The sequence below is a fragment of the Streptomyces sp. NBC_00525 genome (assembly GCF_036346595.1).
In the GTDB taxonomy this organism is placed as follows: domain Bacteria; phylum Actinomycetota; class Actinomycetes; order Streptomycetales; family Streptomycetaceae; genus Streptomyces.
In genome coordinates this window covers 5,341,885-5,353,540 of record NZ_CP107834.1, presented here as the reverse complement: position 1 = coordinate 5,353,540, position 11,656 = coordinate 5,341,885, and the positions used below count along the sequence as shown (strand labels likewise).

Here is an 11,656-nt window from a genome sequence, read left to right as displayed (position 1 = left end):
AAGTGTCATTCGTCGAGATCGAGATCGCCAGTCAGCCGGAGTGCTGGCGCCGCGCAGCGGAGCTGGCGGGGAGTCACGCGGCCGTGCTGCCCGCCGCCGGCGAGCGCGTCGCCGTGGTCGGCTGCGGCACCTCGTACTACATGGCCCAGGCGTACGCCTCGCTGCGCGAGGAGTCCGGGCAGGGCGAGACCGACGCCTTCGCGGCCTCCGAGTTCCCGGCCCGCCGCCGCTACGACCGGGTCGTCGCGCTCACCCGTTCCGGGACCACGACGGAGGTGCTGGAGCTCCTGGCCCGGCTGCGCGGCACGACGCCCACGGTGGCGATCACCGCCGATGCCGGGACCCCGGTGATGACGGCCGCCGACGCGGTCGTGGTCCTCGATTTCGCGGACGAACGGTCCGTCGTGCAGACCCGGTTCGCCACCACGCTGCTGACGCTGCTGCGCGCCCACCTCGGGCTGCACACCGACGCCGTGGTCCGCGACGCGGAGACGGCGCTGGCGGAGCCGCTGCCCGAGGGGCTGGTGGACCGCGACCAGTTCACGTTCCTGGGCAGCGGCTGGACGGCCGGTCTCGCCAACGAGGCGGCGCTCAAGATGAAGGAGGCGTCGCTCTCCTGGACCGAGTCGTACGCCGCGATGGAGTACCGCCACGGCCCCATCAGCATCGCGGGCGACTCCACCGCGACCTGGATGTTCGGCCCCGCCCCCGAGGGCCTGCGCGAGCAGCTGCTGGCGACCGGCGCCCGCTGGGTGGAGAGCGACCTGGACCCGCTGGCGGAGCTGGTCCGCGTCCAGCGGCTGGCCGTGGCGCGCGCGGCGGCGCGCGGCCTGGACCCGGACAGCCCGCGCCATCTGACCCGCTCGGTGGTCCTGGCGGAGGCCTGACCGGGCACGGGCCCGGCGGGCCGGGGCGCCGCGATGCCCCGGACCTGTCGGGCTCCGCTCAGTCCTCGAAGTAGGCGTCCAGGACGGCGTCGAGTTCCGTGCCCCACTCCTTGAGGCTGCCGCGGGACGCCGCCTCGACCTCTCCGTTGAACCAGCGCCGGGTGGACAGATGGACGGTGACGGTGAACCGGCGGCCGAAGCGGGCCGGCTTGACCTCGACCGCGCCGATCTCGTCCCAGCCGAACTCGGCCCGCTGGTCGTCCAGCGTGAACCGGACGCCCTTGCGGTCGGCCGCGATCGAGCCGCGCCGGTCGCTCACCTCGAACGAGGGACCGTCCGCGGCCTCTTCGTCGCTCTCTTCGCTCTCCTCCTGCTCGTTGTCCTCGTCGGCCGCCGCGGGCTGCGCCTGGTCGGCCGGCGCGTCCGCGACGGCGTCGGCGGGTGCGGGCTCCCCCGTGTCCTCCGGCTCCTCGGCCACCGTCGCGGCGGGGCCGGGGGCCGTGAGACCGGGGATGTACGCCGGGTCGGTCCCTGCGGCGTACGCGGGCTGGGTCTTCGGATCTATGCGCTGCTCCACGGCGGGCAGTATGGCCGACGAACCTGTACGGGGCCAGTAAGGGGGCGGGCCGGCGGTCCGGTCCGCCCCCGTGCCGTGCCGCCCGGACGGCGGGTCAGCCGGTGGCGCAGACCTCGTCGCCCAGCGAGAAGGCGTCCGGTGCCGTGTTGCCGCCGGTCAGCGTGCCGGTGAAGCCGAAGCCCGCCGACGCGCCGGGAGCGACCCGGCCGTTCCAGTCGACGTTGGCCGCGGTCACCTCCGCCCCGTCCTGCGTGGCCTTCGCGTTCCAGATCTGACCCACCTTCTGCCCGTCCGGGAAGGTCCAGGACAGCTCCCAGCCGTCCAGCTCGGCGGTCCCGGTGTTGGTGAGCGTCACATCGGCCTGGAAGCCGCCGGACCACTGGTTGGTGACCTTGTACGTCACCGAGCAGGCGGCGTCACCCGGATCGGTACCGGGGTCGGTACCGGGGTCGGTGCCCGGATCGGTACCGGGGTCGGTTCCGGGGTCCGTGCCGCCGCCGTCGGCGTCCGAGGACTCCCCGTACATGATTCCGCGCCCGTTGGTGGACACGTACACCCGGCCGTAGACGCGCGGGTCACCGGTGATCGCGGCGCCGATCCAGCCCCACTGGTGGGCGTCGTCGTTGATACGGGTCCAGCTGGTGCCGGCGTCCGTGGACCGGAAGACTCCGCGCACCCCGTCGATCTTCGCGGTGACGAACACCGTCTGGTACGAGGCCCCGGCGGCCGCCTTGCCGAAGCCGACCGAGTCCGCCTGCTCGACCCCGCTCAGCCGGGTGAACGTCGCCCCCGAGTCGGTGGAGTGCCACAGGCCGTAGGTGCCGTTCGCGGCGCCGCCGGCCAGCCAGATGTCGCCCTCGATGCCGGGGACCGCCTTGAAGCGGACGTTGCCCTCGGCGGGCAGGCCGCTGGACGCCTTCGCGGTGAAGGTCGCGCCGCCGTCCGTCGAGACGTAGAAGGTGCCGGCCTTGTACCCGTAGAACTTCTTCGGGTTCGCGCGGTCCGACTCGACCGTCGCGCCCTGCGGGATGCCGGTGGACGCCGACCACGAACTGCCGTACCCGGTCGTGTGGTGGACGCCGGCGCCCTCGGGGCTCCAGACGAAGCCGCTCGCGTCGGCCGCCGCCGCGACGGTGCCGCCGCCGGTCACCCCGGACGGCTCGGAGCCCTGGAACCAGTTGGCGCCGTTGTCCGTGGAGAAGCCGATGTGCGGGGCGGCGTCCGCGCTGCCCACCCGGACGACCGTGTTCGGGCTGTCCTCGGCGAAGTCGATGCTCGTGGTGGAGGTGAGGTTGGGCGAGGTGAACATCATGTCCGGGACCGCGTCGAGATCGGTGTGCCGGAAGCCCCCGATGTCACCGAGCGCGCTCAGCAGCGGCGCCCCGGACGGCGGGCTGGCCAGGTCGTTGACGGCGGTCTCCTCCAGGCCCCTGACCATGGGCGTGATGGTGAACTTGGAGCCGGTGTCCCAGTTGGTGAGGTTCTCGGTGCCGTAGATCGTCGCGCCGGTGCCGTACATCATCCGGTTCGAGTCGAACGGGTCGATCTCCAGCGCCTCCGTCATCCAGCCCAGCTTGGGCGTGGTCTCCGGCGGCTGCGGGTTGGCGCCCCAGGTCAGCCACGGCACCGAGGAGACGTCCTGGGTGAAGCGGTTGGAGCGGTTCGGGTAGTCGGTGAAGTCCCAGGCCCGGGTCCAGGTCGCGCCGCTGTCGGTGGAGCGGAAGATCTGGGTGTCCGGCCACCAGGAGCTGTACGCGGTCGCCATCACCGTGCCGGGGTGCTGCCGGTCCACGGTCAGGCCGCTGAAGCCGTAGTAGGTGTCGGCCTCGGCGACCGGGCTGACGTCCTGCCACTCACCGGTCGCGGTGGTGTAGCGCCAGATCTGCCCCTTACCGCCGTCGTAGGGGCCGCCGGTGTCGCTCAGGGTCAGATAGAGGTAGCCGTTCTCGGAGTCGAGCACGCCCTTGTGCGCCAGGTAGCCGGTCGGCTGTCCGGCGATCCGCGACCAGGTGGCGCCGCCGTCCGTGGACCGGTAGACGGTGTTCTCCTTGTCGGCGACCCCGACGTAGATGTCCTGCGTGGCACTGCCCGCGCTGCCGGTGCGCTCGTCGAACGTCACCCAGACGATGCCCTGGTTGTCGTTGCCGTAGCCGCTGGTGTCGGCCGGGTCCTGCGCGTAGTTGCCGGGGTTGGGGAAGGCCGTCACCTCGGACCAGGTGGCGCCCGAATCGGTGGACCGCCACAGGCCGTTGCCGCTGGGCGCGCCCAGGTAGAGCACGGAGTTCTTGTTCGGGTCGACCGCGAGGCGTTCGCCCATGCCACGGCCCGGCATGTTGCCGCCGAGCTTGAAGGGCAGCGTGCTCGCCTTCCAGGTGGCGCCCCGGTCGGAGGAGCGCAGCACCGCGCCGTTGGTGGGGTCCCAGTCGTTGGTGTACGTGCCCACGGCGGCGTACACCTTGTCCGGGTCCACGGAGTCCGAGGCGAGGCTCACCACGCCCGTCCAGCCCCAGTGGTCCCAGTCCACCCAGTCGAGCAGCGGGACCCACTGCTTGCCGGCCTGGTTCCAGCGGTAGGCGCCGCCGATGTCGGTACGGGCGTAGGCGAGGTTCTTCTCGGACCGGTTGAAGACGATGCCGGGGACGAAACCGCCGCCGTCGATGCGGACGTTCTTCCAGTCGTAGGTGTCCGCCGCGACGGACACATCGGATGCCTGGGCGGCGGGGGCGGCCGCGTCGGCCTGCGCCGACGCGGGGGCACCGGCTGCGAACAACCCCGCCGTGAGAGTGAATGCCGCCACCAGGGTGGCGAAGGATCTTGCGCTTGAGCGCACGGAAACGTCCTCTCCGAACAGGGACCGCACAGGGAGGCGGTCAAGGGGTGGAACGGGTGTGGGAGCGCTCCCATATCGCGTCCCGATGGTAGCGGCGGCACCGCGCCGGGAGAAGAGCGGAGGCAAGGGTTCATCGGATGAATTGTTCGGTCCCTGTCATCCGACCGATCCGGACCCTGCGGGAAACCGCAGGGGGTGCGGGGGCGAAGACGCATACCGGCGCGGGCCGCCGAATTCCTAGCGTGGCCGGGGAAGCCGGGGCACGGTGCCCCGGCCGTCACCGGACCGGAGACCTCGTATGGAACGCGTACTGCTCGCACTCCCCCAGGAGCCCGCAGGCGGGGTGGCGGGCTGGGCCGCCGGCCTCGTCGACGCGCTGGGCGGTCCCGGCGCCGGGCTGGCCATCGCGCTGGAGAACCTCTTCCCGCCGCTGCCGAGCGAGATCATCCTGCCGCTGACCGGTTTCGCCGCCGGGCAGGGCGTGCTCTCCCTGGCGTCCGCCCTGTTCTGGACGACGCTTGGCTCGGTCGTGGGGGCGGCGGCGCTGTACTGGATCGGCGCGCTGTTCGGCCGGGAGCGGATGTACGCGCTGTGGGGGCGGCTGCCGCTGGTCAGGGTCTCCGATCTGGCGCGCACCGAGGCGTGGTTCGCCCGGCACGGCACGAAGGCGGTGCTGCTGGGCCGGATGGTGCCGATCTTCCGGAGCCTGATCTCCGTGCCGGCGGGCCTGGAGCGGATGCGGTTCCCCCGCTTCCTCGCGCTGACCGCCGTGGGCAGCCTGGTGTGGAACGCGGTGCTGGTGCTGGCCGGTTACTGGCTCGGCGACCGGTGGGAGACGGTGGGCGACTACGTCGGCGTGCTGTCCAAGGCCGTGCTGCTGCTGGTCGTGGTGGCGCTTGCGCTGTACGTCGCCGTCTGCGTCCGGGCCCGCTCGGGCGCCGGCCGGGCCCGGCACCGCCGTGGTGTGTGAACCGGGCGGCCGGGAACTTTCGTCCGGGCCCGGACGTGGCACAGGACGGGGTCCGACGGGCGGGCGCGCGACGGAGGGGCGGGGCGGCGCGATGGAGCGGCGGGGCGGCATGACGGAGACTTCCGCCGCCCTCCGGGGCCCCGCGCGGGCGACCGGCCGGGCGCTCCCGGTCGCCGGAACGCTCCTGGGCTGTCTGAGCGCCTTCGCCGCGCTGGGGTACTTCGCGGGGGCCGGGGCGCTGCTCGGGGCGTTCCTGCTGTGGCCCCGGACCCGTGGCGCCGCGCGCGCCCTCCTCGTCTCGGGGGCCCGGCGGCTGGCGGACGCCGAGCGGTGGCGCAGGACGGTGTTCTTCGGGGACCAGTTCCCCGCGCACCGCTCCTCCGACCAGCAGGTGCTCCGCTATCTGGCCGCCCGCGCCGGTTCGGGGCCGGTGTGCGCGGGGGTGATCGCGCTGCTGGGGTTCGGCCTGGTGCTGGCGGGGCTGTTCGCGGCGGGCGTGGCCCGGTCCGCGCCGGGCTGGGGCGAGTTGCTGGGCCAGGTGGTCCTGGGCTCGGTGCTCCTCTTCCTGAACGTGCAGGGGCTGTTCTCGCTGGCGGCGCTGGACGCCCGGCTGGCGCGGGAGTGCTTCGGGCCCGGTGAGCGGGAGTTGCTCAGGCGGCGCATCGGCGAACTCGCGGCGAGCCGGGCCGCCGTCGTACGGGCGGTGGACCGGGAGCGGCGGCGCGTGGAGCGGGACCTGCACGACGGGGTGCAGCAGCGGCTCGTGGCGCTGGCGATGCTGCTGGGCCGGGCCCGCCGCGCACGGGACGCCGACCGGGCGGACGCGTTGCTGGAGCAGGCCCACCGGGAGGCGGGCGAGGTGCTCGCGGAGCTGCGCGAGGTGGCGTGGCGGGTGTACCCCACGGCGCTGGACAGCGTCGGGCTGCGGGAGGCGCTGGGCGGGGTGGCGGAACGCTGCGCGATCCCCGTACAGGTGGCGTACGAGGTGCCGGGGCCGCTGCCGGCACCCGTGGAGACGGCGGCGTACTTCGTGGTCTCCGAGTCCGTGACCAACGCCGCCAAGCACTCGGGCGCCGCGACCCTCGCGGTGAGCGTGGTGCGCCGCGGCGATCTGCTCACGGTCCGCGTGCGCGACGACGGGTGCGGCGGCGCCGACCCGGAGGGCGGCGGGCTGGCCGGGCTGCGGGGCCGGGTGGCCGCGATCGACGGCATGCTGGACGTCCACAGCCCCCTCGGGGGCCCCACCACAGTGACCGCGGAGCTGCCGTGCGCGTGATTCTCGCCGAGGACTCGACCCTGCTCAGGGAGGGCCTGGTGCGCCTGCTCACCGAGGAGGGGCACGAGGTGCTGGCCGCGGTGGGTGACGCGGAGTCCCTGCTGGCCGAGGTGGCGGCGCGGGCCCCGGACATCGTCGTGACGGACATCCGGATGCCGCCCGCGCACAGGGACGAGGGGCTGCGGGCGGCGGTGGAGATCCGGCGGAACCGGCCGGAGGTGGGGGTGCTGGTGCTCTCGCAGTACGTGGAGCGCAACTACGCCGCGCAGTTGCTCGCCGAGAACGCGGAGCGGGTGGGCTATCTGCTCAAGGACCGGGTCGCGCAGGTGGAGGAGTTCCTGGACTCGCTGGAGCGCATCCACGCGGGCGGGGCCGTCTTCGACCCCGAGGTCGTACGGCAGTTGGTGATCCGCAGCGCGCACGGCGATCCGCTGTCGCGGCTGACCCCGCGCGAGCGCACCGTTCTGGAGGCGCTGGCCCAGGGCCACACCAACGCGGCCATCGGCCACAAGCTGCACATCTCGCTGAGCGCCGTCGAGAAGAACCTGAACACGGTCTTCGACAAGCTGGGGCTGGCGCAGACCACCGGCTACAACCGGCGTGTCCTGGCCGTGCTCCGCTATCTGGAGGCGTGACGGCCGTCCGGCACCGGGCCGGTCAGTACCAGCCGGCCGAGCCGGGCGGGTCGCAGAGTTCCAGTACGACCTCGCCGGACACCGACGTCCTGCCGCCGGCCGGCCTGACCCGGTCGCCCACGTTCACCAGGTGCGGGGCGGCTCCCACGATCCGGCAGCGGTAGACGAAGCCTTCGGGGAAGCGGACCAGGGACTCGTTGCGCATCACGCGCGAGTAGCGGTTGACGACGTTGGAGCGTACGACGACGCCGTACCCCTCGCTCCGCGCGGACTCCAGATCGCTCGACGCGCAGACGGGGCACAGGAGTTTGCGGAAGGACGCGGTGCCGCACCAGCGGCACACCTGGTAGACCAGCCCTTCCTGGCTGTGCGGCTGAACTGTTTCGCGGGCCGCCGGCCCCACATCGATTCCGGTACTGAACACGTTCCGCCTCCCGCGCTCGACTCGGTACGCGCCGCACCTTCGGCAGCGGCACAGCGGCACCGTATGGCACTAAGTTCCGCGAAGTAAAGGCACTGAGTGCCGCGAATCCGTGATGTGGCTCTCGTCCGGGCGTCACGCGCCGCCGAGCGCGGCCTCCACGTGCTGCACCACGCGCCACATCGGAGCGCCCTTGCGGGCCACCATGACGATCACCTCGTCGTCGCCCACCGGGACTCCGGCGGACACGGGCGCGGGGGCCTGTGCGGGGGCGGCCGGCCGCCCGTCCGCAGCGCTCCAGACCGTACGCACCAGCTCAAGCGCCCGGTCCACCTCGGCGCCCGCGTCGCCCTCGCCGCCCGAACGCAGCCAGGACCGCAGCCCGTTGTTGTGCGCGGCGACCACCGAGGCCGCGATCACCTCGGCCCGCAGGGGCGCGTCGGGACCGGCGTCCGGGTCGCGGGCCCAGCGCCGCTCCAGATAGCCGGCGAGGGTCCGCTCGTAACGGCGCACCACGGAGAGCTCGTACGTCCGCAGTCCTGGCACCTCGCGGGTGAGCCGGTAGCGCTGTACGGAGAACTCCGGGTTCTCGGCGTACATCCGCAGCACCAGACGGGCCGCGTCGCACACCGTGCCGACGGGGTCGCCGTCCTCGGCGGCGGCCAGGAACGCGGTCATGTCCGCGAGGCACCGCTCGTGGTCCGGGAAGACCGCGTCCTCCTTCGAGGGGAAGTAGCGGAAGAACGACCGCCGCCCCACACCGGCGCGGGCGACGATGTCGTCCACCGTGGTCCGCTCGAAGCCGCGCTCCAGGAAGAGCGCGAAGGCCGCCTCGGCGAGGACATCACGCATGGGGGGCTTCTTGGCCGGTCGGCGGTCTTCGGTCATGCCGGAAACGTAACACCGAATACGGTCCGCCGACACTGGGTACCTTTACGAAGGGTACTGAGTGCCATAGGATTCCCGCAGGACACCACCAGGTACAGGGAGAGCCGGCGTGAGCTTGAGGATCGTTGTCTGTGTGAAGTACGTGCCCGACGCGACCGGTGACCGGCATTTCGCCGATGACCTGACGTTGGACCGTGAGGACGTGGACGGTCTGCTGTCGGAGCTGGACGAGTACGCGGTCGAGCAGGCGTTGCAGATCGCGGAGGCGGCCGATGACGCGGAGGTCACCGTGTTGACGGTGGGTCCGGAGGATGCGCGGGACGCGTTGCGCAAGGCGTTGTCGATGGGTGCGGACAAGGCGGTTCACGTCGAGGACGACGATCTGCACGGGACGGATGCGCTGGGGACGTCGCTGGTGCTGGCGAGGGCGCTGGAGGAGACCGGGTACGACCTGGTGGTCTCGGGGATGGCGTCGACGGACGGGTCGATGGGTGTGGTTCCGGCGCTGCTGGCGGAGCGGCTGGGTGTGCCGCAGGTGACGCTGCTGTCGCAGGTGTCGGTGGCCGATGGTGTGGTGCGGGGTCGCCGGGACGGGGACAGTGCGTCGGAGGAGCTGGAGGCGTCGCTGCCGGCGGTGGTGTCGGTGACCGACCAGTCCGGTGAGGCGCGTTACCCGTCGTTCAAGGGGATCATGGCGGCGAAGAAGAAGCCGGTGACGTCCCTGGACCTGGACGGCCTGGGCATCGACGCCGAGCAGGTGGGTCTGGCGGGTGCCTGGACCGCGGTCGACTCCGCGACGGAGCGTCCGGCCCGCACCGCGGGCACGATCGTGAAGGACGAGGGCGAGGGCGGCAAGCGGCTGGCCGAGTTCCTGGCCGGTCAGAAGTTCATCTAGTCCGCGGGTTCGTGGTCGTGGTCGTTGTCGCTGATGTGCAGGAGTAGGGAAGTCCGATGGCTGAAGTTCTCGTCTTTGTCGATCATGTGGATGGCGCGGTCCGTAAGCCGGCGCTGGAGCTGCTGACGCTCGCGCGGCGGATCGGTGACCCGGTCGCGGTCGCGGTGGGCGCGGGTGCCGCCGGGACGGCGGATGTGCTGGCCGGGCACGGCGCGGTGAAGGTTCTCGTGTCGGAGGCCGCCGAGTTCGGCGACTATCTCGTCGTACCGAAGGTGGACGCGCTCCAGGCCGCCCACGCCGCCGTGTCGCCGGTGGCGGTGCTGGTGTCGTCGTCGGCGGAGGGCAAGGAGATCGCCGCCCGGCTCGCGGTGCGGATCGGGTCGGGGATCATCACCGACGCGGTCGACGTCGAGGCCGGTGAGCAGGGTGTGGTGGCGACGCAGTCGGTGTTCGCCGCGTCGTTCACCACGAAGTCCCGGATCACGCAGGGCACGCCGGTGATCACGCTGAAGCCGAACTCGGCGCCCGTCGAGCCGGTTCAGGGTGCGGGTGCGGTGGAGGAGCTGGCGGTGGAGTTCTCCGCCGCCGCGACGGGCACGAAGGTGCTCTCGCGTACGCCGCGTGAGTCGACGGGCCGTCCGGAGCTGACGGAGGCCGCGATCGTGGTCTCCGGTGGCCGGGGTGTGAACGGTGCGGAGAACTTCGCGGTGATCGAGGCGCTGGCGGACTCGCTGGGTGCCGCGGTGGGCGCGTCGCGGGCGGCGGTGGACGCGGGCTGGTACCCGCACACCAACCAGGTCGGCCAGACCGGCAAGTCGGTCTCCCCGCAGCTGTACATCGCGTCGGGCATCTCCGGTGCGATCCAGCACCGGGCGGGGATGCAGACCTCGAAGACGATCGTCGCGGTCAACAAGGACCCCGAGGCCCCGATCTTCGACCTCGTCGACTACGGCGTCGTCGGCGACCTCTTCGACGTCGTGCCCCAGCTCACCGAGGAGATCAACACCCGCAAGGGCTGATCGCCCCTCAACTGCCGGGCCCGGCCGGGGCGGTGGACGCGGAGATCGCGCTCACCGCCCCGGCCGGCGCCGTTTCAGCTTCGGCCGAGCAGCTCCTCCACCAGGTCGGCGGCCCGCCGGGTGCCGCCCTCCGCGCGGGCGTCGTCGCGCAGCCGTGCCGACCGGCGGGCGACCTCGGGGTCGCCGACGAGCGCGTCGAGGGCTTCGCGCAGCGCCTGCGGGGTGGCGTCGTCGGTGTCGATGCGGCGGGCCACGCCCAGCTCGACCAGCCTGTCGGCGTTCATGAACTGGTCGACGCCCTGCGGGACCGCGATCATGGGCACCCCGCTGTACAGGCCCTCGGAGCTGCCGCCCATCCCGGCGTGCGTGATGAAGGCGTCCGCCTGCTGGAGGATCGCCAGTTGCGGCACCCATCGGTGCACCTCGACGTTGCCGGGAATCGCGCCCAGCTCCGCCGGGTCCGTCTGCTTGCCGATCTGGAGCACCACGTGCCACCCGGCCAGGTCACCGAAGGCCGCCAGGCAACTGCGGTAGAACTCGGGCCGGTTGGTGTACGCGGAGCCGAGCGAGATCAGCAGCACCCGCTCCGCCCCGGCGGGCCGGGTCCAGGTCTGCTCCTCGCCGCGCCCCGCGAAGCACGGCCCGACGAAGGTGACCGTGCGGGTGTCCACGTCGTCGGCGTGCGGCTGCATCGCCTTCGGGATCAGGGCCAGGGTGTGCGCGGGGCGGCCGACGAAGTCCTCCATGTCCAGCGTGGTCGCCCCGCAGCCCGCGAGCCACTCGGTGAACCTCGCCCGGTAGGCGTCGGCCCCCGGCAGCGCCCAGAGGTGGGCGGCGACGTCCTCCGCGTAGCTCCGCCAGCCCACGAAGGTGGGCGACAACTGCATCAGCCGGCGGTTCTGGGACTCGGCCAGCACCCGTGCCGGGTAGGCGCCGATGTCGTACAGGTACAGGTCCGCCGGGTCGCGGTCGTAGACGGCGCGCAGTTGCGGCAGGGCCCGCACGGCGTCTTCCAGGAAGAGGCCCATGGCGGCGATGGGGTCGTCCGGCCAGTTGTGGTCGCCGACCGGGAGGTGCGACTCGTACGGGACGAAGGTGGCGCCGGTGGCCTCGATGCGCTCGGCCATCAGCGGGTCGTTGGCGTAGGTGACGCGATGGCCGCGTGCGACCAGTTCGCGGATGATCTCGATGCTCGGCAGGACATGGCTCACGGCGGGGATGCCGACCATGGCGATGTGGGCGCGGCGGGATGACATCA

Annotated in this window: 11 protein-coding genes; 6 read left to right on the top strand and 5 right to left on the bottom strand. The window is 72.5% G+C overall.

Features of this window, described 5'->3' with window-relative positions; translation table 11 throughout:
* Positions 1-2 precede the first annotated feature (2 nt).
* Positions 3-887 (top strand): SIS domain-containing protein, encoded by an 885-nt coding sequence (locus OG710_RS23890; protein WP_330241124.1) that lies wholly within the window; start codon positions 3-5, stop codon positions 885-887.
* A gap of 58 nt (positions 888-945) precedes the next feature.
* Here the strand turns inward: OG710_RS23890 and OG710_RS23885 are convergent, their stop codons facing one another.
* Together OG710_RS23885 and OG710_RS23880 are read right to left on the bottom strand one after the other, a co-directional pair.
* Positions 946-1,464: a hypothetical protein gene (locus OG710_RS23885; protein ID WP_330241123.1), complete on the bottom strand. Its 519-nt coding sequence runs from the start codon at positions 1,462-1,464 to the stop codon at positions 946-948.
* Positions 1,465-1,558: 94 nt separating this feature from the next.
* Positions 1,559-4,294, bottom strand: coding sequence for a cellulose binding domain-containing protein (locus tag OG710_RS23880; protein ID WP_443064289.1), 2,736 nt, complete (start codon positions 4,292-4,294; stop codon positions 1,559-1,561).
* 298 nt (positions 4,295-4,592) lie between these two features.
* Here OG710_RS23880 and OG710_RS23875 point away from each other — a divergent pair, with 298 nt between their 5' ends.
* The 3 genes from OG710_RS23875 (at position 4,593) to OG710_RS23865 (ending at position 7,175) form a co-directional block, all read left to right on the top strand.
* Positions 4,593-5,264: a DedA family protein gene (locus OG710_RS23875; RefSeq protein WP_330241122.1), complete on the top strand. Its 672-nt coding sequence runs from the start codon at positions 4,593-4,595 to the stop codon at positions 5,262-5,264.
* A gap of 109 nt (positions 5,265-5,373) precedes the next feature.
* Complete coding sequence (locus tag OG710_RS23870) at positions 5,374-6,540, top strand: sensor histidine kinase (RefSeq protein ID WP_330241121.1); 1,167 nt, start codon at positions 5,374-5,376, stop codon at positions 6,538-6,540.
* A complete protein-coding gene (locus OG710_RS23865) occupies positions 6,531-7,175 on the top strand; it encodes a response regulator transcription factor (RefSeq protein ID WP_330241120.1) in 645 nt (214 codons plus the stop codon). Before OG710_RS23870 ends, OG710_RS23865 begins: the two co-directional genes overlap by 10 nt.
* Before the next feature lie 22 nt (positions 7,176-7,197).
* Here the strand turns inward: OG710_RS23865 and OG710_RS23860 are convergent, their stop codons facing one another.
* Positions 7,198-7,599: a zinc ribbon domain-containing protein gene (locus OG710_RS23860; protein ID WP_330241119.1), complete on the bottom strand. Its 402-nt coding sequence runs from the start codon at positions 7,597-7,599 to the stop codon at positions 7,198-7,200.
* Between the two features lie 132 nt (positions 7,600-7,731).
* Entirely contained in the window at positions 7,732-8,484 is a 753-nt protein-coding gene (locus OG710_RS23855; protein WP_111338688.1) for a TetR family transcriptional regulator, read from the bottom strand.
* Positions 8,485-8,593: 109 nt separating this feature from the next.
* Here OG710_RS23855 and OG710_RS23850 point away from each other — a divergent pair, with 109 nt between their 5' ends.
* Positions 8,594-9,379, top strand: a complete 786-nt coding sequence (locus OG710_RS23850) for an electron transfer flavoprotein subunit beta/FixA family protein (protein ID WP_330241118.1) — start codon at positions 8,594-8,596, stop codon at positions 9,377-9,379.
* 56 nt (positions 9,380-9,435) lie between these two features.
* On the top strand, positions 9,436-10,398 hold the full coding sequence (locus tag OG710_RS23845) for an electron transfer flavoprotein subunit alpha/FixB family protein (RefSeq protein WP_330241117.1): 963 nt from the start codon (positions 9,436-9,438) through the stop codon (positions 10,396-10,398).
* Positions 10,399-10,472: 74 nt separating this feature from the next.
* On the opposite strand, the gene OG710_RS23840 is transcribed toward OG710_RS23845, so the two are convergent.
* Positions 10,473-11,654 carry a macrolide family glycosyltransferase gene (locus tag OG710_RS23840; RefSeq protein ID WP_330241116.1) on the bottom strand — a complete coding sequence of 394 codons (1,182 nt, stop codon included), beginning with the start codon at positions 11,652-11,654 and terminating at the stop codon, positions 10,473-10,475.
* Positions 11,655-11,656 lie beyond the last annotated feature (2 nt).

Bases quoted from the DNA above. Each gene is read 5' to 3' on its own strand.
- OG710_RS23875 (WP_330241122.1), top strand. From the start codon at position 4,593: ATGGAACGCGTACTGCTCGCACTCCCCCAGGAGCCCGCAGGCGGGGTG.
- OG710_RS23855 (WP_111338688.1), bottom strand. From the start codon at position 8,484: ATGACCGAAGACCGCCGACCGGCCAAGAAGCCCCCCATGCGTGATGTC.
- OG710_RS23840 (WP_330241116.1), bottom strand. From the start codon at position 11,654: ATGTCATCCCGCCGCGCCCACATCGCCATGGTCGGCATCCCCGCCGTG.
- OG710_RS23870 (WP_330241121.1), top strand. From the start codon at position 5,374: ATGACGGAGACTTCCGCCGCCCTCCGGGGCCCCGCGCGGGCGACCGGC.
- OG710_RS23845 (WP_330241117.1), top strand. From the start codon at position 9,436: ATGGCTGAAGTTCTCGTCTTTGTCGATCATGTGGATGGCGCGGTCCGT.